General features: G+C 68.5%; 10 protein-coding genes. 5 read left to right on the top strand and 5 right to left on the bottom strand.

The window, feature by feature from the left end; translation table 11 throughout:
- Nucleotides 1–7 precede the first annotated feature (7 nt).
- Nucleotides 8–2,497, bottom strand: coding sequence for a xanthine dehydrogenase family protein molybdopterin-binding subunit (locus QZM35_RS14980; protein ID WP_301776244.1), 2,490 nt, complete (start codon nt 2,495–2,497; stop codon nt 8–10).
- 21 nt (nt 2,498–2,518) lie between these two features.
- A complete protein-coding gene (locus QZM35_RS14975; protein WP_089433835.1) occupies nt 2,519–2,977 on the bottom strand; it encodes a (2Fe-2S)-binding protein in 459 nt (152 codons plus the stop codon).
- 727 nt (nt 2,978–3,704) lie between these two features.
- Between QZM35_RS14975 and QZM35_RS14970 the strand changes: the two genes are divergently transcribed.
- Nucleotides 3,705–16,427, top strand: a complete 12,723-nt coding sequence (locus tag QZM35_RS14970) for an autotransporter-associated beta strand repeat-containing protein (protein WP_301776243.1) — start codon at nt 3,705–3,707, stop codon at nt 16,425–16,427.
- Between the two features lie 285 nt (nt 16,428–16,712).
- Nucleotides 16,713–19,544, top strand: coding sequence for a hypothetical protein (locus QZM35_RS14965; protein WP_301776242.1), 2,832 nt, complete (start codon nt 16,713–16,715; stop codon nt 19,542–19,544).
- 785 nt (nt 19,545–20,329) lie between these two features.
- Here QZM35_RS14965 and QZM35_RS14960 read toward each other — a convergent pair.
- Nucleotides 20,330–20,767, bottom strand: a complete 438-nt coding sequence (locus QZM35_RS14960; RefSeq protein ID WP_301776241.1) for a hypothetical protein — start codon at nt 20,765–20,767, stop codon at nt 20,330–20,332.
- A gap of 76 nt (nt 20,768–20,843) precedes the next feature.
- Here QZM35_RS14960 and QZM35_RS14955 point away from each other — a divergent pair, with 76 nt between their 5' ends.
- On the top strand, nt 20,844–22,010 hold the full coding sequence (locus QZM35_RS14955) for a porin (RefSeq protein WP_301776240.1): 1,167 nt from the start codon (nt 20,844–20,846) through the stop codon (nt 22,008–22,010).
- Nucleotides 22,011–22,267: 257 nt separating this feature from the next.
- Here QZM35_RS14955 and QZM35_RS14950 read toward each other — a convergent pair whose 3' ends face one another.
- On the bottom strand, nt 22,268–22,807 hold the full coding sequence (locus QZM35_RS14950) for a cytochrome b (protein WP_089429851.1): 540 nt from the start codon (nt 22,805–22,807) through the stop codon (nt 22,268–22,270).
- Between the two features lie 355 nt (nt 22,808–23,162).
- Nucleotides 23,163–24,083 (bottom strand): LysR family transcriptional regulator, encoded by a 921-nt coding sequence (locus QZM35_RS14945; RefSeq protein ID WP_089429850.1) that lies wholly within the window; start codon nt 24,081–24,083, stop codon nt 23,163–23,165.
- A gap of 104 nt (nt 24,084–24,187) precedes the next feature.
- On the opposite strand from QZM35_RS14945, the gene QZM35_RS14940 reads away from it, so the two are divergent.
- Both QZM35_RS14940 and QZM35_RS14935 read left to right on the top strand, forming a co-directional pair.
- The gene (locus tag QZM35_RS14940) at nt 24,188–25,138 is read left to right on the top strand and encodes a ketopantoate reductase family protein (protein ID WP_089433832.1); all 951 of its coding nucleotides are present in this window, start codon (nt 24,188–24,190) and stop codon (nt 25,136–25,138) included.
- A complete protein-coding gene (locus QZM35_RS14935) occupies nt 25,135–25,527 on the top strand; it encodes a VOC family protein (RefSeq protein ID WP_089433831.1) in 393 nt (130 codons plus the stop codon). The genes QZM35_RS14940 and QZM35_RS14935 overlap by 4 nt, the downstream gene beginning before the upstream one ends.

Genomic DNA, 25,527 nt, shown 5'->3' with positions numbered 1-25,527 from the left:
ACGGGCATCAGGTCGTCGTTGGCTTCTTGAGATCGTCGATGCACGGGATGCCTGCTTTCCGCTTGGGACGGAGAAACTTGGGCACCGCGCTGGCTTGCCCGACGCCGGCCTGGCTTTGACTGACCTTCGGCTTCAACGCGGCCGTCTTTGCCTTGTGCGGCATCCGGCAACCGCCGGCCGCCAGGTCGGCGTACGGGTCGTCTTCCGCTGCCGCCGCGGCAGGCAGTGCGGGCGCGGTCGACGCGACCAGCATCGGCGCGAACGGCAACGCGCGCATCCGCTCGCCGGTCAGAACGAACGCGCCGTTGGCGACCGCCGGTGCGATCGGCGGCACGCCGGCCTCGCTCAACCCGGTCGGATGCGCGTCCGACGGGACGAAGAACACGTCCACCGGCGCTGCTTCCTGCATCCGCACCGGCGAGTAGTCGGCGAAGCCGGCGTTGCGGGCCGCACCATGCTCGACGTCGATCGCGAAACCCGGCTTGGTCGTCGCGAGGCCGAACAGCGCACCGCCCTGGATCTGCGCTTCCGCGCCGGTCGGGTTCACGATGCGGCCGGCATGCACGCCGGCCGTCACGCGGTGCACGCGCGGCTGCCGGGCTTCGATCGACACCTCGGTGACATACGCGACGACCGTGCCGGCGGTTTCGTGCATCGCGACGCCCCACGCATGGCCGGCGGGCAGCGTGCGTGCGCCGTAGCCCGACTTGTCGACGGCCAATGCGAGCGCCTGGCGATGGCGAGTGTGCTCGGGGCTGGACAGCCGCGCCATCCGGTACGCGACCGGATCCTGGCGGGCCGCGTGCGCGAGTTCGTCGACGAGCGTCTCCATCACGAACGCCGTATGCGTATTGCCGCCCGAGCGCCATGACTGGACCGGCACGTCGACGTCCGGCTGGTGGACCGAGACCTGCATCGGGAAACCGTACGGGCTGTTCGCCACGCCTTCGGTGAGGTCGGGATCGGTGCCGCTTTTGCGAATCGTCGTGCGCTCGAGCGGCGAACCCTTCAGCACCGACTGGCCGACGACGACGTGCTGCCAGTCCCGCACCGCGCCGCTGCCGTCGACGCCGATGTCGACCCGATGCAGCACCATCGGGCGGTAATAGCCGCCGCGCAGGTCGTCCTCGCGCGCCCAGATGGTCTTGACCGGGCCCAGGTGGCCGGCTGCCAGGTACGCGGCGGACACACGCGCGGCTTCGACCACGTAGTCCGACGTGGGCGTCGAGCGCCGGCCGTAGTCACCGCCCGACATCATCGTGAAGATCTGGACTTTCTCGGGCACGACACCGAGTGCCTTCGCGACCGCGGCGCGATCGGACGTCTGCATCGACGAGCCGCCCCAGATCTTGATCCCGCATGCGCAGCTCGGCGGGCCGACGTCAACCGTGCAACTGAGCGGTTCCATCGGTGCATGAGCCAGATACGGAAATTCGTAGTCCTGCCGGATTCGCGTGGCCGCCGGTGGCGCGTTGCCGGCATCGGCCGTGCGCACCACGGTGCCGGGCGTGCCGGCGAGCTGCTTGTATGCCTGCATCTGTTCGGCGGACGTGACGGTCGAACCGGTGTCCTTCCACGTGACCTGCAGCGCGTCGCGACCGAGCCTCGCAGGCCAGTAGCCGTTCGCGATCACGGCCACGCCGGTGCCGCCGCGATCGGTCGGGATTTCGACGACCTCGACCACGCCCTTGACCGCGCGGGCCGCCGCCGCGTTGTAGCTTGCAACCTGTCCGCCGAAGCGCGGCGGGCGCGCGACCACGGCCACCATCATGTCCGGCAGGCGCCAGTCCATTCCGTACTTGAGCGTCCCGTCGAGCACGGCGCGCGAATCGACGCGCAGGGTCGGCTTGCCGATGATGCGGAACTGGTCGGGCGACTTCAGCGGCACGTGCTGCGGCACCGGCATCGCCATCGCGTCCGCCGCGAGTTCGCCGTAGGTCGCGGTGTGGCTGCCGGACGTCACGACGCCCAGCGCGGTCCGGCACGTGGCCGGATCGACGTTCCAGCGCCGGGCGGCCGCGGCGACGAGCATCGCGCGCGCGGACGCGCCGAGTTCGCGGTATTGCGTAAACGAATGGTTGATCGACGTCGAGCCGCCCGTCATCTGGATCCCGGTCACCGGATCCTTGTACGGTTCGCCCGCCGGCGCGAGCACGGTGCGCACGTTGCGCCAGTCGGCATCGAGTTCGTCGGCCAGCGCCATCGGCAGCGCGGTGCTGACGCCCTGGCCGGACTCGGTCCGGTTGACGGCCACCGTCACCGTGTTGTCCGGTGCGATGATCAGGAATGCTTGAGGCGGCGAGGTCCGAAGGGTCATGCCGGCTTCGGCGCCGGCGCGCTTCGGTGTGATGCCGAGCGCGAGACAGCCGCTCGCCGCCATCGTGAGTTTCAGGAAGTCGCGCCGGCCGGGCATCGGAGAGCCGGCTCCGGTGACGGTCGAAGCGTCGGAGGCAGGGGCGCGGGTGTTCGCCGGGCGCCCGGCAGTGCGGATACGCATGGTCACAGTCTCCCGGCGGTCTCAGGCAAGCGCACTGGCCGCGGCGTGAATCGCGGCGCGGATGCGCTGGTAGGTGGCGCAACGGCACAGGTTGCCGGCCATCGCGCGATCGATGTCGGCATCGGTCGGCGCCTTGTTGCCGCGCAGCAGCCCTGCCGCACTCATCATCTGGCCGCTCTGGCAATAACCGCATTGCGCGACGTCGTGGCGGACCCACGCGTCGAGGACGGCCTTGCCGATCGCATCGTCGGCGAGGTGTTCGGACGTCGTGATGCGCGCATTTCCCACCGACGACAGCGCGAGCGTGCAGCTCGGCACGGCCCGACCGTCGACGTGCACGGTGCACGCGCCGCAGTCGCCGGTGCCGCAGCCGAACTTGGTGCCGGTCAGACCGAGGTTGTCGCGCAGCACCCAGAGCATCGGCGTCGACGGATCGGCATCGACGTCCGCCGGCCGGTTGTTGATGTTCAACGTCACCATCGTGAAGTTCTCCCTTGGACACCGCGTTATCGTTCGCGAGACAAAACCGCAATGCGACGGATGTGAACCAATTAAAGCAGATTCGAGAATAAATCAGCATCTCGAAAATCGTCTTTTTTGCCTTTCTTAATAATTCAGGCTCGTTAGTTAAAATATAAAATTTACAAACAGTATACGAATGTGCGAATGTCGCAGAAAGAATGTTGAGTTTTGACAAAAACTCGCCGACCCCATGGAAAACGTTTGCGAGTCGAGCCTATATTTGACTCGCGATCAATGCGGGGAGTGCGAATCGAGCGATGGAGTCAGGTTAATCCATATATGAAACAACAGTTCTTCGATTGAATTCCGGGGGGGAGATTCCGGCGTTCGTTTTCGTGGCGCAAGGCTTGCCGCGCAGGCACTTTGGCTGCGTCTGCCGTTTGACCTGGATATAGAGGCGCGTAATCAGGGTGGGCTCTCCGGCCGGGTCTTTGATGTGCCGGAAACAGCGATTTCTAATAAGTGGAAGATTTGACGGGCAGGGGGATTAAAAGTAAAAGATGCTGATTAAATAATGCCAGTTGATTAATTCTCGCCAGTTGTCAATCCGGTCATCCGTTTTGGTTTGATGACGAGGCGGCATTTATCCAGAAAAATCGAATAACAGATTCCGGTATTTCCTTTCTGTATTCCTAATTGCGGGAAGGATTCGGGACGTCGATTCTCTTTATGGGAAGGTGTGATTATGCGTATGCGCATGGGTTCGAATAAAAAGCGCGCGGATGCACGTCCGAAATTCCTCGTTCCGACCGGCATGCTGGTCGCGCTGGTCGGCGCCGGGGTCATTCCCGCAGAAGCACTGGCCGCCTGCACCGGAACACCCGCCGTCACCTGTACCGGCGCGACCTCCAGTTACGCGAACGGCACGAACGGCCTCAACGTCACGGTCGCCCAGGGCGCGACCGTTTCCGTGCTGCCGTTGTTCGGCGGGACCGCGATGTCGTTGACGGGCAGCGGCGTCACGCTGACCAACAACGGGACGATCGACCCCTCCCTGGCCGGCCTGAGCGTCGTTTCGAACGGCACGGTCGTCGGTAATATCCTGTCCCCGAGCACGGTCAACGTCACGAACGCGAGCACCGGCGTGATGATGGGCTCGACCAGCGGGTTGCTGGGCAACGGGCCGGCATTGACCGTCTACAACGGCATCGGCGGGACGACGAACATCACGAATGCCGGCACGATCGGCACGACCGGCATTCTCGGCTTCACCGCGGGCCCGACCGCGCAGGTGGTCACCGCGCAGGGGGGCGCGCAGGTCAATTTCACCAACGCGAGCGGCGGCGCGATCAACGGCTCCGTGGTGCTGGCCCCGAGCGGACTGGCCGGCACTGGCAATACGTTCACCAACGCGGGAACCGTCACGGGGAACGTGTCGCTCGGCGCGGCCGTCGGGACGTCGAATACGTTCAATGCGATGACCGGATCGTCGGTCGGCCTCGGTGTCGATGCGGGCCTCGGCGGCAACAACACGCTCAACCTGCAGTTGAACACGGCCGCCGGCAGCGCGGCGAACGGCACCGTCGCGGTCGATACGTTCGGCAATTTCACCCATCTCGCGGTCCAGGGCGGTACGTGGAACATCAACGGCGCATCGACCGCGTCGAACGCGTCGCTGACCGGCGGCACCGCGATCCTCAACAACAGCGGCGGGCTGGGGACGGGAACGATCGTCGTCGGCGGCGGCACCCTCGAGGCCGGCGCGGCCGGGGTGAACCTGCTCAACAACGTGACGCTCGGCACGGCGTTGACGGTCGACGGCGCGACGGGCCTCGCGCTGTCGGGTGCGCTGACCGGCGGCGGTGCGCTGAACGCGAGCGGCGCCGGCACGCTGACGCTGAACGGCGCCAATTCATTCACCGGCGGAACGAATCTGACGGGCGGCGGCGGGATCGTCGTCGGCACCGGGACGGCGCTCGGCACCGGCGCGCTGAACGTGACGGGCGCGGGCGGCACGCTCGGCACGAGCGTCGGCGGCACGGTGCTCGGCAATGCGGTGAATCTGGATACCGGCGTCACGCTGGGCCTGAACGGTTCCGCCAACCTCGGCCTGGGCGGCGCGATCGGCGGCAGTGGCAGCCTCGCGCAAACCGGCACGGGCACAACGACGCTGTTCGGCCCCAACACGTTTGCGGGCGGCACGACGCTGAGCGGCGGCGGGTTGATCGCGGGCAACGGCGCCGCGCTCGGCACCGGCGCGCTGCATGTGAGCGGTGCGGGCGGCTCGCTCGGCACGAGCGTCGGCGGCACGCTGCTGGGCAACGCGGTGAACCTCGACGCCGGCGCGGCGCTCGGCCTGAACGGCGCGGCCAACCTGAGCCTCGGCGGCGTGATCGGTGGCGGCGGCAGCCTCGCGCAAACCGGGTCGGGCACGACGACGCTGCTCGGCGCGAACACGTTCACCGGCGGCACGACGCTGGGCGCGGGCGGTCTCGTCGCCGGCAACGGCGCGGCATTGGGCACGGGGGCGCTGAACGTGACCGGCGCGGGCGGTTCGCTCGCGACCAACGCGAGCGGCACGCTGCTCGGCAATGCGGTGAATCTCGGCGCGGGCGCGACGCTCGGCCTGAACGGTGCGGCCGACCTGAGCCTCGGCGGCACGATCGGCGGCAGCGGCAGTCTCGCGCAAACCGGGTCGGGCACGACGACGCTGCTCGGCGCGAACACGTTCGCGGGCGGCACGACGCTCGGCGCGGGCGGGCTCGTCGCCGGCAACGGCACGGCATTGGGCACGGGTGCGCTGAACGTGACCGGCACGGGCGGCTCGCTCGCGACCAACGCGAGCGGCACGGTGCTCGGCAATGCGATCAATCTCGGCGCGGGCGCGACGCTCGGGCTGAACGGCTCGGCCGATCTCGGCCTGGGCGGCACGATTGCCGGCGCGGGCAGCCTGGCGCTCGGCGGCACCGGCGCGACGACGCTGTCCGGCGCGAACACGTTCACCGGCGGCGCGAGCTTGACGGGGGGCGGCAGCCTGATCGTCGAAGGCAACACGGCGCTCGGCATCGGCGGCGCGTTGAACGTGAGTGGCCTCGGCGGCTCGCTGAGCGCGGACCTGGCCGCCGGCGCGGCACTCGCGAACACGATCAACCTGAACGGCGCGTCGCTGACGCTGAACGGCGCGCACGACCTCGGCCTGAACGGCGCGATCAACGGCACCGGCGGGCTCGTGCTGAGCGGGGCGGGGACGACGACGCTGTCCGGCGCGAACACCTTCGGCGGCGGCACGACCCTGAGCGCCGGCACGCTGCTCGCCGGCAACAACGCGGCGCTCGGCACCGGTGCGCTGAATGTCGCGGGCGCGGGCGGTGCGCTCGGCGCGAGCGTGAGCGGCACGGCATTGGGCAACGCGGTGAACCTCGGCACGGGCGCGACGCTGGCGCTGACCGGTGCGAACGATCTCGGCCTGAACGGCGTGATCGCCGGCAACGGCGGGATCGCGCAAACCGGCAGCGGCACGACGACGCTGCTCGGTGCCAATACGTTCTCGGGCGGCACGACGCTGAGCGGCGGCGGGCTCCTCGCCGGCAATGGCGGCGCGCTGGGGACGGGCGCGCTGAACGTGACGGGTGCGGGCGGCTCGCTCGGCACGACGGTCGGCGGCACGGTGCTGGGCAATGCAATCCAGCTCGGCGCGGGCGCCGCACTGACGGTGGGCGGCGCGAACGACCTCGGGCTGGGCGGGATCATCTCGGGCACCGGCGGCCTCAATGTCAGCGGCCCGGGCACGACGACGCTGACCGCGGCCGAGACGTTCACCGGCGGCACCACGATCGGCAGCGGCACGCTGGCAATCGGCGCGGGCGGCAGCCTTGCCGCGTCGAGCCCGGTCAACCTGAGCGGCGCGGGCGCGCACTTCAGCGTGGCCGGTGCGACCACGCCGCAGTCGATCGGCACGCTGTCGGGCGTCGCGGGTTCGGTGATCGATCTCGGGGCGAACCACCTGACGCTGGCCGGCAGCGGCAGCGGCGTCTTCGCCGGCAACATCGGCGGGGCGGGCGGGCTGACGCTGTCGGGAACCGGCTCGCAGGCGCTGACGGGCAACAACACGTTCACGGGCGGCACGGCGCTGACCGGCGGCAACCTGGTCGTCGGCAGCGCCACGGCGCTCGGCCTGGGCGCTCTCGACGTCAACGGCTCGGCGTCGCTCGGCGCGAGCGTGCCGGGCGTGACGCTCGGCAACGCGGTGAATCTCGGCACCGGCGTCACGCTGGGGCTGAACGGCGCGACCGACCTGGGCCTGGGCGGCACGATCGCCGGGAACGGCAGCCTTGCGCAAACCGGCACGGGCACGACGACGCTCACCGGCACGAACACGTTCTCGGGCGGCACGACGCTGAGCGCCGGCGGGCTCATCGCGGGCAACGGCGCGGCGCTGGGTACGGGTGCGCTGAACGTGATGGGCACGGGCGGCACGCTGGCGACGAACGTCGCCGGCACTTTGCTCGGCAATGCAGTAAATCTCGGCGCGGGCGCGACGCTCGGCCTGAACGGCTCGGCCGACCTTAGCCTGGGCGGGGTGATAGCCGGCAACGGCGGGATCGCGCAAACCGGTAGCGGCACGACGACGCTGCTCGGTGCCAATACGTTCTCGGGCGGCACGACGCTGAGCGGCGGCGGGCTGATCGCCGGCAACGGCGCGGCGCTGGGCACGGGGGCGCTGAACGTCGCGGGCGCGGGCGGCACGCTCGGCACGAGCGTCGGCGGCACCGTGCTCGGCAACGCGGTGAATCTCGGCACGGGCGCAACGCTGACCGTTGGCGGTGCGAACAATCTTGGGCTGGGCGGCGCGATCTCCGGTGGCGGCAACCTGTCGGTGAACGGCCCGGCGACGACGACGCTCACGGGGCTCGGCTCGTACACCGGCAGCACGACGATCGGCAGTGGCAGCACGCTCGCGGTGGGCTCGGGCGGCGGCCTGTCGGCGGGCAGTCTGTTCGACCTGGCCGGCGCGGGCGCGACGCTCGACCTAAGCGCGGCCACGTCGCCGCAGGCGACGGCCGGGCTGGCCGGCGTGGCCGGCTCGACGGTGAGCCTCGGCGGCAACACGTTGACGCTGGGCGGCGCGGGCAACACCACCTTCGGCGGCACGATCGGCGGCACGGGCGGGCTGGCGCTGTCCGGCACCGGCACCGAGACGCTGACGGGTATCAATACGTACACGGGCGCGACGACGATCAACAGCGGCACGCTGGCGATCGGCGCGGGCGGCGGCCTGTCGGCAGGTGGCGCGGTGAATCTGGCCGGCGCGGGCGCGACGTTCGACCTCAGCGGCGCGACGTTGCCGCAGGTGACGGGCGCGCTGTCGGGCGTGGCCGGTTCGACGGTGAACCTGGGCGGCAACGGGCTGACGCTCGACGGCTCGGGCAACGCGACGTTCGGCGGCACGATCGCCGGCGCAGGCGGCAGCCTGACGCTGGGCGGTACGGGCACGGAGACGCTGACAGGCAACAACACCTATTCAGGCGGGACGAACCTGACCGGCGGCGGCACGCTGATCGCGGGCAGCAACGCGGCGCTCGGCACCGGTGCGCTGAACCTCGCCGGTGCGGGCGGCTCGCTGGCGGCGAACGTCCCCGGCACGGTGCTCGGCAATGCGGTGAATCTCGGCGCAGGCGCGACGCTGGGCTTGAACGGTGCGGCCGACCTGAGCCTCGGCGGGCTCATCTCGGGCGGCGGCAGTCTCGCGCAGACCGGCAGCGGGACGACGACGCTCTCCGGCGCCAACACGTACACGGGCGGCACGATGCTGAGCGGTGGCGGGTTGTCCGTTGGCAGCAGTACGGCGCTTGGCACGGGCGCGGTCCACGTGACCGGCACAGGCGGCGCGCTCAACGCGAGCACGGCCAACATCCTGCTCGCCAACGGGTTCGATCTCGGCGGAGGTTCGACACTGAACCTCGGCGGCCTCAACGACTTCGGCCTGAACGGCATCATTTCCGGCGCGGGCGGCGTGGTGCAGTCGGGCGCGGGCACGATCACGCTCGGCGGCTCGAACACCTACAGCGGCGGCACGACGCTGAACAGCGGCGGGCTCAGCGTCGGCAGCAATACGGCGCTCGGCACCGGCGCGCTGAACGTGACCGGCAACGGCACGCTGAACGCCAGCGTGAGCGGCACGACGCTCGGCAACGCGGTGAATCTCGGCGCGGGCGCGACGCTCGGCCTGAACGGCGCGAACAACCTCGGCCTGAGCGGCACGATTGCCGGTGACGGCGGCCTCGCGCAAACCGGCTCGGGCACGACGACGCTGACGGGCCCGAACACGTACACGGGCGGCACGACGCTGAGCGGCGGCGGGCTCATTGCCGGCAACGGCAGCGCACTGGGTGCCGGCGCGCTGAACGTCTCGGGTGCGGGCGGCTCGCTCGGCACGAACGTGGCGGGCACGACGCTGGGCAACACGGTGAACCTCGGCGCGGGTTCGACGCTGACGGTTGGCGGTGCGAACGATCTCGGGCTGGGCGGCGCAATCTCGGGCAGCGGCAATCTCACGGTGAGCGGCCCGTCGACGACGACGCTCACGGGTTCGAACACGTACACGGGCAACACGACGATCGGCGGTGGCAGCACGCTGGCAGTGGGCGCGGGCGGCGGCCTGTCCGCGGGCAGCGCGCTCAACCTCTCCGGCTCGGGCGCGACGCTGGACCTGAGCGCGGCGACTTCGCCGCAGACGAGCGGGATGCTGTCGGGCGTCGCCGGCACGAACGTCAATCTCGGCGGCAATACGTTGACGCTCGCCGGTTCCGGCAATGGCAACTATGCCGGCACGATCGGCGGTACCGGCGGGCTGACGATGTCCGGTTCGGGCACCGAAACGCTGACGGGTGTCAATACGTACACGGGCGCGACGACGATCAACAGCGGCACGCTGGCGATCTGTGCGGGCGGCGGCCTGTCGGCGAGCAGCCCGGTCAACCTGGCCGGTGCGGGCGCGACGTTCGACGTGAGCGGTGCAACGACGCCGCAGACGACCGGCACGCTGTCCGGCGTGGCCGGTTCGACGGTGAACCTCGGCGGCAACAACCTGACGCTGGGCGGCACGGGCAACGGCACGTATGGCGGCACGATCGCCGGTGCGGGCGGCAGCCTGACGCTGTCGGGCAGCGGCACAGAAACGCTGACGGGCAACAACACGTATTCGGGCGGCACGAACCTGACCGGCGGCGGCACGCTGCTCGCGGGCAGCAGCGCGGCGCTCGGCACGGGCGCATTGAACACGAGCGGCGCGGGCGGCACGCTCGGCACCAGCGTGGCCGGCACGACGATCACCAACACGGTCAATCTCGGCACGGGATCGACGCTGACGGTTGGCGGTGCGAACAATCTGGGCCTCGGCGGCGCGATCTCGGGTAGCGGCAATCTCGCCGTGACCGGCCCGTCGACGACGACGCTCACCGGCGCGAGCTCGTACACGGGCAACACGACGATCGGCGGCGGCAGCACGCTCGCGGTGGGCGCGGGCGGCAGCCTGTCGGGAGGCAGCGCGGTCAACCTGTCGGGCACGGGTGCGACGCTCGACGTGAGCGCGGCCACGACGCCGCAGACGACGGGCACGCTGTCGGGCGTATCGGGCACGACGGTGAACCTCGGCGGCAACACGCTGACGCTGAATGGTTCGGGCAACGGCACGTTCGGCGGCACCGTGGGCGGCACGGGCGGGCTGACGCTGTCGGGCACGGGCACCGAAACGCTGACCGGCAACAACACGTACACGGGCGCGACGACGATCGGCGGCGGCAGCACGCTGGCGATCGGCGCGGGCGGCAGCCTGTCGTCGAGCAGCCCGGTCAACCTGACCGGTGCGGGCGCCACGTTCGACGTGAGCGGCGCGACGACACCGCAGACGACCGGCACGCTGTCGGGCGTGGCGGGTTCGACGGTGAATCTCGGCGGCAACAACCTGACGCTCGGCGGCACGGGCAACGGCACGTACGGTGGCACGATCGCTGGCGCGGGCGGTAGCCTCACGTTGTCGGGCACGGGCACCGAAACGCTGACGGGCAACAATACGTACACGGGCGGCACGAGCCTGACCGGCGGCGGCACGCTGGTCGCGGGCAGCAATACGGCACTCGGCACGGGCGCGTTGAACACGAGCGGCGCAGGCGGCACGCTGTCCGCGAGCACGCCCGGCACGACACTGGGCAACGCGGTGAACCTCGGCAGCGGTTCGACGCTGACGGTCGGCGGTGCGAACAACCTGGGCCTCGGCGGCGCGATCAGCGGTAGCGGCAACCTCGCGGTGAATGGTCCGTCGACGACGACGCTGTCGGGCGCGAACACCTACACCGGCAGCACGACGATCGGCGGGGGCAGCACGTTGGCGGTCGGCGCGGGCGGCAACCTGTCGTCGGGCAGCGCGATCGACCTGTCGGGTACCGGCGCGACGCTCGACCTGAGCGCGGCCACGTCGCCGCAGACGAGCGGTGCGCTGTCCGGCGGAACCGGCACGAACGTGAATCTCGGCGGCAATACGCTCACGCTGGGCGGATCGGGTAGCGGCACGTACGGCGGCGTGATCGGCGGTACGGGCGGGTTGACGCTGTCGGGCACCGGCACCGAAACGCTGACGGGCACCAATACGTACACCGGCGCGACGACGATCAACAGCGGCACGCTCGCGATCAGCGGCAACGGCAGCCTGTCGTCGAGCAGCCCGGTCAGCCTGACGGCGTCCGGCGCGACGCTCGACCTGAGCGGCGCGTCGTCGCCGCAATCGACGGGCGCGATCTCGGGCGTGGCCGGCTCGACGGTGAACCTCGGGAACAACAACCTGACGCTCGGCGGCACGGGCAGCGGCACCTACGCGGGCAACATCGCCGGCACGGGCGGCGTGACGATGAACGGCACCGGCACCGAAACGCTGACCGGCGCGAACTCCTATACGGGCGCCACCACGATCAACAGCGGCACGCTGGCGATCGGCGCGGGCGGCAGTCTGTCGGCGACGACGCCGGTGAGCCTGACGGGTGCGGGCGCAACCTTCGACCTGAGCGGCGCGACCACGCCTCAGACGACGGGCACGTTGTCGGGCGTCGCTGGTTCGACGGTGAACCTGGGCGGCAACAACCTGACGCTGGGCGGTTCGGGCAGCGGCACGTACGACGGCACGATCGCCGGTGCAGGCGGCAGCCTGACGCTGGGCGGGACGGGCACCGAGACGCTCAACGGGACGAACACGTACACGGGCGGCACGAGCCTGACGGGCGGCGGCACGCTGATCGCGGGTAACGGATCGGCACTCGGCACGGGTGCGCTGAACACGAGCGGCGCGGGCGGCACGCTCGGCACCAGCGTGGCCGGCACGACGCTCGGCAATGCGGTGAATCTCGGTGCGGGGTCGACGCTGACGGTCGGCGGGGCGAACAACCTGGGCCTCGGCGGTGCGATCTCGGGCAGCGGCAATCTCGCCGTGACCGGACCGTCGACGACGACGCTCACCGGCGCGAGCTCGTACACGGGCGGCACGACGATCGGCAACGGCAGCACGCTGGCGGTCGGCGCGGGCGGCAGCCTGTCGTCGGGCAGCGCGGTCGATCTGGCGGGGGCGGGGGCAACGCTGGACCTGAGTGCCGCCACGACGCCGCAGTCGACGGGCGCGTTGGCGGGCGTAGCGGGTTCGACGGTGAACCTCGGCGGCAATGCACTGACGCTCGGCGGTTCGGGCAGCGGCACGTACGGCGGCACGATCGCCGGCACGGGCGGCAGCCTGACGCTGTCGGGCACGGGCACCGAAACGCTGACCGGCGCGAATACGTACACGGGTGGCACGAACCTGACCGGCGGCGGCACGCTGCTCGCGGGCAATGGGTCGGCGCTCGGTACGGGGGCACTGAACACGAGCGGCGCAGGCGGCACGCTCGGCACGAGCGTCGCAGGCACGACACTGACGAACGCGATCAATCTCGGCACGGGTTCGACGCTGACGGTTGGCGGTGCGAACAATCTGGGCCTCGGCGGCGCGATTGGCGGCAGCGGCAACCTGTCGGTGACCGGCCCTGCAACGACGACGATCACCGGTACCGGCACGTACACGGGCAACACGACGATCGGCAACGGCAGCACGCTCGCGGTGGGCGCGGGCGGCAGCCTGTCGGCGGGCAGTGCGGTCAACCTGTCGGGTACGGGTGCGACGCTTGACGTCAGCGCGGCCACGACGCCGCAGTCGACGGGCTCGTTGTCCGGCGTATCGGGCTCGACGGTGAACCTCGGCGGCAACACGCTGACGCTTGGCGGTTCGGGCAGCGGCACGTTCGGCGGTACGGTCGGCGGCACGGGCGGGCTGACGCTGTCGGGCACGGGCACGGAAACGCTGGCCGGCGCGAACACGTACACCGGCGCGACGACGATCAACAGCGGCACGCTGGCGATCGGTGCGGGCGGCAGCCTCTCCGGCAGCAGTCCGCTGAACCTGGCCGGTGCGGGCGCAACCTTCGATGTCAGCGGCGCGACGACGCCGCAAACGACGACCGGGCTGTCGGGCGTGGCCGGTTCGACGGTGAACCTCGGCGGCAACAACCTGACGCTCGGCGGGTCGGGCAGCGGTACGTACGGCGGCACGATCGCCGGCACGGGCGGCAGCCTGACGCTGGGCGGCACGGGCACCGAGACGCTGACCGGTTCGAACACGTATTCGGGCGGCACGAACCTGACCGGTGGCGGCACGCTGGTCGCGGGCAGCAACGCGGCGCTCGGCACCGGCGCGCTGAACACCGGCGGCGCAGGCGGGACGCTGGCCGCCGGCACGCCGGGCACGACGCTGGCCAATGCGGTGAACCTCGGGACGGGTTCCACGCTGACGGTGAGCGGCCCGAACAGCCTTGGCCTGACCGGCGCGATTTCCGGCACCGGCAATCTGTCGGTCACCGGCCCGGCGACGACGACGCTGTCGGGTGCCAACACCTACACCGGCGGCACCAGCGTCACGGGCGGCGGCACGCTGGTTGCCGGCACGCCGACGGCACTCGGCAGCGGCTCGCTGAACGTCGGCGGCAACGGCGGCACGCTCGGCACCAGCGTGGCCGGCACGACGCTCGGCAACGCGGTGAATCTCGGCACGGGTTCGACGCTGACGGTCGGCGGCGCGAACAACCTCGGCTTGAGCGGGCCGATTTCGGGCGGCGGCAACCTGGCGGTCAGCGGCCCGTCGACGACGACGCTCACCGGTGCCAACACCTACACGGGCGGCACGACGATCGGCAGCGGCAGCACGCTGGCGGTCGGCGGCAGCGGCGGCCTGTCGTCCGGCAGTGCGGTGACGCTGGCCGGCACCGGCGCGACGCTCGACGTGGCTCGCGCCAGCAGCCCGCAGACGACGAGTGCCTTGTCGGGCACCGCGGGTTCGACCGTGAATCTCGGCGGCAACACGCTCACGGTGGCCGGCCCGGCAGGCGGCGCCTTCGGCGGCACGATCGCGGGCACCGGCGGCTTCGCGGTGCAGGGCGGCGGCACGCAGACGCTGACCGGCGCCAATACTTACACCGGCGGCACGACGATCGGCAGTGGCAGCACGCTGGCGCTCACCGGTGCAGGCAGCCTCGCGCCGACCAGCCCGATGATCCTCGCGGGCAGCGGCGCGACGCTGAACCTGGCGGGCTCGGCCGCGCCGCAGTCGATCGGCACGCTGTCGGGCGCGACGGGCTCGAGCGTGAACCTCGGCAATACGCCGCTGACGGTCAACACCGCGGGCACCAGCACCTTCGCGGGCACGCTGTCGGGCACCGGGCCGCTGACGCTGGCCGGCACGGGCGCGCAGTTGCTGAGCGGCACGAACACGCTGTCCGGGCCGACGACCGTGGCCAGCGGCACGCTCGCCGTCACCGGTTCGCTGGCCAGCTCGCCGGTGACCGTCGGCAACGGCGCGACCGTCACCGGGACAGGCACGATCGGTGGCCTCGTCGTGTCGGGCGGCGGCACCGCTTCGGTGCTCCAGCTCGGGCAGCCGCTGAAGGTGGCGGGCAATGCGACGTTCCAGCCGGGCTCGACGCTGCAGGTCGGCGCGACGCCGCAACAAAGCGGCGGCCTCGACGTGACCGGCTCGGCCGCGCTCAACGGCGGGACGGTGCAGGTCGTCGCGGCGACCGGGCAGTATCAGCCGGGCAAGTTGTACACCATCGTGAACGCCGGCGCGGGCGTGCAGGGGCAGTTCAGCGCGGTGAACTCGACGTATGCGTTCCTCACGCCGACGCTCACGTACAACCCGGCGCAGGTGCTGATGTCGCTGGCACCGAACGGCACGCCGTTCGCGTCGGTGGCGACGACGCCCGACGGGCAAGCGGTGGCGGGCGCGGTCGGCACGCTCGGCGCCGGCAATCCGCTGTTCGATACCGTGCTGACGTCGGATGCTCCGACTGCCAACCGCGCGTTCGCGCAGCTTGACGGCGATCTGCATCCGAGCACGAGAAGCGTGCTGCTGTCCGACACCCGCTACGTGCGCGACGCGGTGCTCGATCGCGCGCGTCTCGGCTCGCAGCCCGGCGGTGCATTGTGCGGCTGCGAGGCGCCGGTGTCGGCGGACGATCACGCGGCGTCGCTCGACCGGCGCCTGGCGTCGGAGAACGGCTGTACGCCGGCCAAGTCGTTCAAGCCGGCGGTGTGGGGCCGGCTGTACGGCTCGCATAGCCGGTTCGACGGCGACGGCGTCGCGTCGGTCGATCGCAACCTGTATGGCTTCGTCGTCGGGACGGATGCGGAGGTCAGCAGCCACTGGCGCGTCGGTATCGCGGGCGGCGCATCGCGCACCCTGCTCAATGCCGACCAGAACCAGTCGGCGAAGGTGAACGGCGAGACGATCGCGCTGTACGCCAGCGGCCGGTACGACGCATGGAACGTGCGCGGCGGCCTCGCGCAGTCGTGGTACCGCGTGCATAGCGAGCGCAATCCGTCGTTCGGCGGCTTCTCCGACCACGACACCGCCAGCTACGACGCGAACGCGACGCAGGTGTTCACCGAGATCGGTTACTCGACGGCCATCCGCAACGTCGCACTCGAACCGTTCGTCGGACTCGCGTATGCGAGCCTGCATACCGGTAGCTTCAGGGAGAACGGTGGCGCGGCAGCACTGCAGGGCGATTCCAGCACGACCGGCCTCGGCTTCTCGACGCTCGGCGTGCGCGCCTCGACCGATGTCGCGGTCACGACGAAGGGCAAGGTCACCGCGTTCGGGACCGTCGGCTGGCGGCATGCGTTCGGCAATACGCAGCCGGGTTCGACGCTGGCGTTCGCGAGCGGCGGTTCACCGTTCAGCGTGGTCGGCGTGCCGGTCGCGCGAGATGCCGCGGTGCTCGAGGTCGGGGTCGATGCGGCCGTCACGAAGAACCTGTCGCTGGGGTTGTCGTATAGCGGCCAGATCGGTGGAAGCTTCAGCGACCACGCGCTGTACGGCAATCTGCTGTGGAAGTTTTAAGGGGGCGGCCGCTCGCGATGTCGTTGTCGCGAGCGGCCGATGGTTGATCGATGGTTCCTTGGTTGGTTGTTCGATTCGCATGACAGAAGTTTCGTGATGCAAATCAATTGGCGTGAAACGTATGGCGCGATGTTTGACATCCCGCCTCTCCGGCCTGTCTAAACCCGTTTCAACACGTGTCGTATCGGGCGATCCGCAAACGATTCGCGCCACCTTCGTGGCGGCAGGATCCAGGCGTCATCGTTCGAGCTGTTCCGCGGTTGTCCAACCGAAATGAGGGTCTTCATGAAAACGAAAATGAACGTGAAATTGACAGGTATCGCCTTGTCGGTCGCGGCTTTGTTCAGCGTGGCCGCCAGCGCGTCCGAGGCGGTGGTCGTGACGTCCGTGCCCGGAAGCCTGAGTAATGCCGATGGCGTGATCATCGGCGGCGGTTCGTCGGCGGCTGGGGGGCTCGTCGGCACCGTGGCGGGTTGGGGGAACGCGATCGTCTCGGTTGGCAGCCCGACGAATGCCGGCGGTATCGCGATCGGGGCGGCAGGGTCGGCGGCGGGGAGTGCGGCCATCAATCTGGGTAACGGATTGCTCGAGCCGGTCGCGGGCGTGGCCGGCTCCGTGACGGGGGCACTCGGCGGGATGGGTGGCGGCGGTGGCGCCACAGGCGGCATCGGGGGTGTGCTCGGTACGGTCACCGGTGCACTGGGCGGCGTGGGCGGTAGTGATCCGACTGGTGGTCTCGGCGGTGTGGTCGGCACGGTGACGGGAGCCTTGGGCGGCATCGGCGGGGCGGGTGGTGCGACGGGTGGCCTGGGTGGTGTCGTTGGCACGGTAGCCAACGCGGCAACCGGCGCAGTCGGTACGTTGACGGGTGCATTGGGTGGTGTTGGCGGCAGCGATCCGACCGGTGGTCTCGGCGGAGTGGTTGGCACGGTGACGGGAGCCTTGGGCGGCATCGGCGGGACTGGTGGCGCAACGGGTGGCCTGGGCGGCGTCGTTGGCACGGTAGCCAACGCGGCAACTGGTGCGGTTGGTACGGTCACTGGCGCGCTGGGTGGCGTGGGCGGCAGCGGGGGTTCGACTGGTGGTCTCGGCGGTGTGGTCGGTACGGTGACGGGCGCGTTGGGCGGCATCGGCGGGACTGGCGGCGCAACGGGTGGTCTGGGCGGCGTCATTGGCACGGTAGCTAACACGGCAACCGGTGCAGTCGGTACCGTAACGGGAGCCTTGGGTGGCGTTGGCGGCAACGGCGATCCGACCGGTGGCCTCGGTGGCGTGGTCGGCACGGTGACGGGAGCCCTGGGCGGCATCGGCGGGACTGGTGGCGCAACGGGCGGCCTGGGCGGTGTCGTTGGCACGGTAGCCAATACGGCAACTGGTGCAATCGGTACCGTAACGGGAGCCTTGGGTGGCGTCGGCGGCAGTGGCGATCCGACCGGTGGCCTCGGTGGCGTGGTCGGTACGGTGACCGGCGCGTTGGGCGGCATCGGCGGAACTGGTGGCGCAACGGGTGGCCTTGGCGGCGTCGTTGGCACAGTAGCCAACGCGGCAACCGGTGCGGTTGGTACGGTAACCGGTGCACTGGGTGGCGTGGGTGGCAGCGGTGGTTCGACTGGTGGTCTTGGCGGTGTGGTCGGTACGGTCACGGGAGCCTTGGGCGGCATCGGCGGGGCGGGTGGCGCGACAGGTGGCCTGGGTGGTGTCGTTGGCACGATAGCCAATACGGCGACCGGTGCAGTTGGCACGTTGACGGGTGCGCTGGGTGGTGTTGGCGGGACCGGTGGTGCAACGGGTGGCTTGGGCGGCGTCGTTGGCACGGTAGCCAACGCGGCGACTGGTGCGGTTGGTACGGTCACCGGTGCACTGGGTGGCGGGGGCGGCAGCGGTGGTTCGACTGGTGGTCTTGGCGGTGTGGTCGGTACGGTGACGGGCGCCTTGGGCGGCGTCGGCGGGGCTGGTGGTGCAACGGGTGGTCTGGGCGGCGTCATTGGCACGGTAGCTAACACGGCAACCGGTGCAGTCGGCACGTTAACGGGTGCACTGAGTGGTGTTGGCGGCAGCGATCCGACCGGTGGTCTCGGCGGAGTGGTTGGCACGGTGACGGGCGCCTTGGGCGGTATCGGCGGGGCCGGTGGCGCAACGGGTGGTCTGGGTGGGGTCGTCGGCACAGTAGCCAACACGGCAACCGGCGCGATCGGTACCGTAACGGGAGCCTTGGGAGGCGTTGGCGGCAGTGGCGATCCGACCGGGGGGCTCGGTGGCGTCGTCGGTACGGTGACCGGCGCGTTGGGCGGTATCGGCGGGACCGGTGGTGCAACGGGTGGCCTGGGCGGCGTCGTCGGCACGGTTGCCAACACGGCAACCGGCGCAGTCGGCACGTTGACCGGCGCATTGGGCGGTGTTGGCGGCAGCGGTGGTGCGATCGGTGGCCTGGGTGGTGTCGTGGGCACGGTGGCCAACACCGGCACGGGAGTCGTCAACGCCGTCACCGGTGTCGCGGGCAATGGCGGCGCGCTGATTACGCCGATCACCAGCATCGTCGGCACCCTCGGCGGATCGCTGCCGATCGGTGCCGCCAATGGTGCAATCGGTGCGGCGTCCGGCGCGGTAACCGGAATCGCCGGCAGCGGCACGGCGGCGATCACGCCGATCGCATCCGCCGTCACGTCGCTGATCGGACCTGCAACGAGCGGCGTCGGCGGCATCATCGGCTCCGGAACCGGCGTCATCAACGGCGCAAGCGGTGCAGCCGGAGCCCTCGCGGCGGTGACGACCGGCCTCGCGGGCACGCTGGCGAACACCGTAACCGGTACGACCGGCGCGATCGCAGGCACGTTGCCGGCACTGAGTGTCGCACTCAACGGCGGCACGGCAGCCGGTGCAGTCGGAGGTGCGACCAACGCAGTCGGCACACTTGTCTCCGGCGGCGCGACGATCGTCAACACGGCGGTGCATTCTGTCGGTTCGGCTGTCGGCTCGGTGGCCGGCGTCGTCCCGGCACTGGCTGTCTCGCTGAACGGCAATTCCGGGCAAGGGGGCGGCGCTGTGACGGGTGGCGGTCTGCTGGCACCGGTGACGGCGCTCGTCAGTTCGCTCACCGTTCCGGTGGTCAAGAAGTAGGCGAAGTCGCTTCCGCGGCCGCCGCATGGATTGGGCGGCCGCTACGTTTCATGTTCGACACGATCGACGGTCGCGGGATGGCGGGCTCATCACTTGCGACACGCCATCTCCATCCCCCCGTTTTGAGCAATCTGTCGAGCGCGTCATCCGCAATGCAACTGACGGGACGTGGGCTCATCCCGGAATGGCGCGGGAACGCTGACCCTTGCACGTGGCGATCCAGGCAATGACATTGCGTCGACGTTGAATATCCAACGTTCCGGATTAGATGGAGGGCGCGCCAGCGTCCCGTATCCCTCGTGGCATTGGGCAATCCCGTGTCCCGAATAACCGCAATGCATTCAGTGAGAAATTCGCTTCGGTTTCCGATACGAACCGTTTCGCCGACGCCGCTTCGCGCGTTGCGTCCGTGCCGGCGTCCGGCGTAGACGCGGCGTATCTCCGCGATGCCAACCTGAATGGCGATGTCCCGCGGCCATGTCAGGAGCGACGCGATATCACGGTAGTGAACGTCTGCCGCTCCCGCCTGGGCGTACCCGTTCCGCACGAGGTCTTTGTCCGACGGCACGGCTTTTTCCAACACTTCGTCCTGGCGCCAATTCCTATCAGGGAAATCCCGGTAGTCCGCACGGGTATCAAACGCGATTAACTTATATCAAACAAATTTTGACGACGATTTATGTTCCTGATATGGTTTTTCGCACCTGCAAAGCGCGTCCCGCTTGCAGCATTGGTGATTGGCGAAAAGTTCGCGTGCTTCTCCAGCGGCTGAACCGGACGCTCGATCAGCCTGCGACGGCGGTCGGCATTTCCATAGCGCTTGTTGTCGCGGGTGGAGCGTGGCCGGTTTCGTCTTCGCCCACTTCGCTCGTGGGTATGGCGTGAGTGTGGAACGTGACGACCCAATGCTTCTTCGAATTGCCATTGAAGAAACGTTCGGTTCCGCGTGGCGATCCGCTCGAGTTTTTCGGCTTCGCGGATTCGGCACATCTGTTCGTCCGGATGGCGAATTCGATAGCAGCTGGAGCGACAACGGAAGCAACGCAGCGGCTTTCGTCCAGGCGGGACGCCGCGATGGTTCCAATCGATGGAATGCGGGACAGGTCGAGATGCGAGGCGCCTTCCGGCATGAAATTTTGAGGATGACGAAATGATCGAGTCGAATATGCCGATCTGGCGAACATGAAGCCGGCTGTTGCAACCTGAGACGACGCGCAGCCCATGCGCCGTCATCTGCATTCGAATACAACAAAACCCGTTTCAAACAATCCCGCAACCACTCCTGACAGTGAAATACAGATGAAAAACAAGAAAATCAAGGTCAGCGTTATCGCTGTTGCCGCCTTCGCAGCATCGTCGGCAGCAATGGCACAGTCGTCGATCACCCTGTATGGCATGCTCGATGCAGGTATCGGCTACACGTCGAACATCAATGGCCACAAGCGGTTCGGCCTCGATGGTGGTGCCGCAGGTTCGAACAAGTGGGGCCTCAGGGGGACGGAGGATCTCGGTGGCGGCCTCAAGGCGATCTTCAAGATCGAAAACGGCTTCAATATTGGTACGGGCGGCATAGGCGGCCAGGGGCCCATCGGTTCCACGCGCTCGTTGTTCAACCGCCAGGCATACCTATCCCTCGCTTCCGATCAGTACGGTACCGTGCGTCTGGGGCGCCAGCTCGACGCCGTGACGGAAATGGTTCAGGTCCTGACGGGCGACGCCATTTCGGCGTCGACGTTCTCGACCCCGGGCGACGTGGACAACAACGACAACACGACGAACCAGAACAGCGCCGTGAAGTACATTTCGCCGCTCATCCACGGCTTCCAGGCCGAAGGCGCGTACTCGTTCGGCGGCGTGGCCGGCTCGATGGGTTCGGGCCAGTCGTGGTCGGTGGCGGCGAACTACGCTCAGGGCGGTCTGACGGTCGCCGGCGGCTATTTCCATGCGGCAAACCAGGGTGAGAACGGGTGGATGAACGCAACGGCGCAGCCGAGTTTCGGTGGTGCGCTGGGCTATCCGAGTTCGGGTTACAACGGCGGCAATGCATTCAAGAGCGCGGGCATCGCGCAAGTCGCCACGCAATATCAGATCGGTCCGTACACGGCTGGCTTGCGCTACTCGAACGCGCAGTACCAGGGCAACGCCGGCCAGCCGTCGATCCACTTCAACGTGCTGGGCGCGCTCCTGCAGTACCAGGTAACGCCGGCGCTGTCGCTGGCGACCGGGTACACGTATGTCTACGGTTCCGCGGCCACGCCCGCGCTGGCTGCCGAGGGCCGCACGATGGCGTCGATCAACCAGGTGTCGCTGGGCGCGACGTACTCGCTGTCGAAAAGCACCGCGCTATACGCGATGGGCGGGTACGTTCATGCCAAGGGCGCTCAGGCTTCCGTTGCGGACTTTGGCAACACCGCATCGGGCGGCAACCAGGTTCAAGTCAACATCGGTATGTACCACGGCTTCTGATCGCCGGCGTGGAAGTCCGGAGTAGTGGCTGCACTACTCCGGCAAAGCAGCATTCTTCTGGCAGCGCCCCACCTCGAGCGGGTGTCGGGAGCTGAAAATTCTTCTCATCGGTCGTTCGTTCTGCAGACGGTGACGAAGTTGCTGCATGGCGGGACGATCATCCCACATCCACATTGCATACAGCGACGAATGTCGGCTGCTTGGGATCCCGATGTTCGGGTGGCCGTTTCGGGCGAACATCAACCGCCAGGTTGCGCTCAGATTCCCATCCGCTCCGCGACACCGTCCCGATCGACGAACTTGTGTTTCAGTCCGGCCGCGACGTGCATGACCAGCAGCAAGCCAAGCGTCAGCACCAGCGCGCGATGCAGCGAATCGGTCAGGAGTCGCAGCGGTTCGTCGCGGCCAACCAGCACCGGCAATTCCGTGATGCCGAAGAAACTGACCGGATGGGCACCAGCGAGGCGGTGCACGTAGCCGGTCAGCGGCACGAGACACAGCAGCAGGTACAGCACGCCGTGCAGTGCACCGGCGATCCGCGCCTGCCATGCCGGAACACTGGCCGGCAGCGGCGGCGGCGTATGCGTCGCACGCCACGCGAGGCGCGGCACGGTCAGCATGAAGATCAGGCTGCCGATCGACGCGTGATAGAACAGGATGCCGTTGAACTGAGACGAGTTGTGCGGAAAGGTATCCATGTAGATCCCGATCATCAGGTTCAACAGGATCAAGATGGCGATCGACCAGTGCATGGCGATCGCGAAGCGTGTGTAGGCGACGTGGTTGGGGTGTGACATTGCGGTCTCTCCGGTTCGGTTGGGCGTCGTGCACCGGCTCGTTCGGCGTGGTGAGCGGCCTGACGCCCCGATATACCGGAGTCGGCCTGGTTTTATTCCCGCGGCACGGATCCGTCGCCATTCCTTTCATGTGGAAGGCAATCGATATGTGTTGAAAGGAATCGAGTGTCCTTGGCGGCATTGCACCGGCCGCAATACTTGCGACGTCTGAGGTGCGGCTTGTGCCGGCGCGACCATCACTGATGTTCGACGGCCATGCCAACGATCGCTTTCCGTCACGGCGTCCATATTTCCGCGAGCGTGCGCGCGATCGTTGCGATGGACCCGCAGACATCGATGCCGAAACGGCAAATCGTCAGCCTGTAACGTCCGCTCCAGACATGCCGAACAGCCGGGCCACGACCGAACGCAGCCAGCGATTGCCGGCCTCCTGATGGTAGCGCGCGTGCCAGTGTTGCCGAACGGCGAAGCCCTCGACGGGAATGGGGCAGGGATGTACCGAGAGATCGCTGGCCTGAGCCAGCGTCTCGCCGATATGGCGCGGCAAGGTCGTGATCAGATCGGTGGTCTGCACAATGGCGCCGAGCCCCAGAAAACCGGGCAATTCGAGCACCACCTGCCGTTCAATGCGCTCCCGCACGAGCGCCTGCTCGAGCAGCGCCGTGCCCGTTCCTCCCGTGATCGCCACATGGCCTTCGGTGCGATACGCCTTGACGCCGAGCCGCTTGCGAATACGCGGATGATGGCGATTCGCCAGGCACACCCAATCCTGCTCGTATAGCTGTTGCTGATAGATGCCGCCGCTCAGCCACGGCACGTATCCGATCGCAAGATCGGCCTCGCCCGATTCGAGCGCGCGTTCCGTGTTGCCGTCGATCCGCGCAGCTTCCAGGCGCACGCGAGGCGCTTGTGCGCGCACGTAGGCGAGCAGACGCGGCAGCAGCGTCACGTGACTCGCATCGGTCATGCAGATGCGAAAGCGTCTTTGCGCAGTCGCCGGATCGAAGGCGATTTCCCAGGCCGAGAAGCGCCGCAACGATTCGAGAATCTCCCGACATGGGCCGATCAACGCATCCGCTTGCGGTGTGGGCGCCATGCCGCCGGGCGTCCGGATAAAGAGCGGATCGTGCAAATGCTCGCGCAACCGCGCGAGCCAGATGCTGACGGTCGGCTGGCTCTGGCCGAGTTGTTCAGCCACGCGTGTGACGCTGCGCGTGTCGTAGAGCAGGTCGAACAACTGCAGCAGCTTGAGGTCGGGCAGATCGGTCGGGGTCATCGCAGATCAACGATATTGCGTGTGGCAATGATGTCATTGTATCCATTGTATTGCGACATGATGAAGCGGCTCCTATCGTGACGTCACACGTTAAGGAGACGCACTTGAAAATTGCCATTCTGGGTGCCGGCGCGCTGGGCTGCGCGATTGGCGCGACGCTCACCGAAGGCGGCCACGAGACCTGGCTGATCGACCGCTCGCCCGATCATGTCAATGCGATGCGAGCCCACGGCCTGCGCGTCGACGACGCAAGCGGCACGCGCCAGGTGCAAGTCCGCGCGACCACCCGGCCGGACGAAGCAGGGGTGGCCGAGGTCGTGATCGTGCTCGTCAAATCGTTCCACACCGATGCGGCGATTCGCGGCGCGCAAGCGCTGGTGGGACCTGAAACGCTGGTGCTGTCACTGCAAAACGGCCTCGGTCACGAAGACATTCTTGCCGACGCCGTGGGCCGCGAACGCGTGCTCGCGGGCAAGACCTATGTGGGGGGCGTACTCCGCGGCATGGGGCACATCGAGTCGGGCGTCGTGGGCAAGCACACCATCATCGGCGAACTGGACGGACGCGTGACGGATCGCGTTCGACGTATTGCCGACGCATTCAGCCACGCGGGCCTCGACACGCAGGTCAGCGACAACATCGTCGGCACCATGTGGGACAAGCTGCTCGTGAATGTCGCGACGGGCGCGCTGACCGGCATCACGTCGCTGACTTACGGCCAGCTTTATGACGAGCCGCTGCTCAAGGCCACTTCGCTGGCGGCCGTCGCGGAAGCGATCGCGGCCGCGAAGGCGGCAGGCGTCACCCTGTCGATGAACGATCCGGAGCAGGCGTGGTCGCTTGCCGCCGAGGGCTTGCCCGCTGCGTTCAAGACGTCGATGCTGCAAAGCCTCGAAAAAGGTTCCGTGACCGAAATCGACTTCATCAACGGCTCGGTCGTGCGCTGGGGCGCGCGTTACGGTGTGCCGACGCCGGTCAACGCCACGCTGGTTGCGTGCATCAAGGGCATCGAGCGCGCGATGGTCGACCGCCGGAAAGCGGAGGCGCAAGCATGAGCCAACCGAAAGCCTATCTCGAACATGTCGCCGTCTTCGTGCGCGACATCCACTGGCACATCCGTTTTTTCGAGGAGGTGTTCGGCATGACGATGCGCGAGGTCGACGGCACGACCGAAGCGCCGCGCCAGTACTGGACGCTCGGCGGCATGCAGTTCATCCACCAGCCGGATTTTTCGGGCCCCGAAGGAAGGCTTGGCCATCTCGGCATCATGTGCGAGGACGTGGAAGCCTCGCTCGCCGCCGCCCGCCGCTACGACGTGCAGCCCATGCCGCAAGGTGCGAACTGGCTGCGTTTGCCCGATGGTCTCGCCATCGAATTCATTCAGGCGAAACCCGCGCGCTGCGTGGGCCAGGCGCTCGCCATCAATCCGCGCGCGGAGGCATGA

The organism is Burkholderia sp. AU45274 (genome assembly GCF_030482505.1).
In the GTDB taxonomy this organism is placed as follows: Bacteria; Pseudomonadota; Gammaproteobacteria; order Burkholderiales; family Burkholderiaceae; genus Burkholderia.
The sequence above is the reverse complement of the archived record's forward strand: the minus strand, read 5'-3'. Positions and strand labels throughout refer to the sequence as shown.

Excerpts from the sequence above, each read along its gene's own strand:
- QZM35_RS14980 (WP_301776244.1), bottom strand. The coding sequence starts at position 2,497 with ATGCGTATCCGCACTGCCGGGCGCCCGGCGAACACCCGCGCCCCTGCC.
- QZM35_RS14975 (WP_089433835.1), bottom strand. The coding sequence starts at position 2,977 with ATGGTGACGTTGAACATCAACAACCGGCCGGCGGACGTCGATGCCGAT.
- QZM35_RS14970 (WP_301776243.1), top strand. The coding sequence starts at position 3,705 with ATGCGTATGCGCATGGGTTCGAATAAAAAGCGCGCGGATGCACGTCCG.
- QZM35_RS14965 (WP_301776242.1), top strand. The coding sequence starts at position 16,713 with ATGAAAACGAAAATGAACGTGAAATTGACAGGTATCGCCTTGTCGGTC.
- QZM35_RS14960 (WP_301776241.1), bottom strand. The coding sequence starts at position 20,767 with ATGGGCTGCGCGTCGTCTCAGGTTGCAACAGCCGGCTTCATGTTCGCC.
- QZM35_RS14955 (WP_301776240.1), top strand. The coding sequence starts at position 20,844 with ATGAAAAACAAGAAAATCAAGGTCAGCGTTATCGCTGTTGCCGCCTTC.
- QZM35_RS14950 (WP_089429851.1), bottom strand. The coding sequence starts at position 22,807 with ATGTCACACCCCAACCACGTCGCCTACACACGCTTCGCGATCGCCATG.
- QZM35_RS14945 (WP_089429850.1), bottom strand. The coding sequence starts at position 24,083 with ATGACCCCGACCGATCTGCCCGACCTCAAGCTGCTGCAGTTGTTCGAC.
- QZM35_RS14935 (WP_089433831.1), top strand. The coding sequence starts at position 25,135 with ATGAGCCAACCGAAAGCCTATCTCGAACATGTCGCCGTCTTCGTGCGC.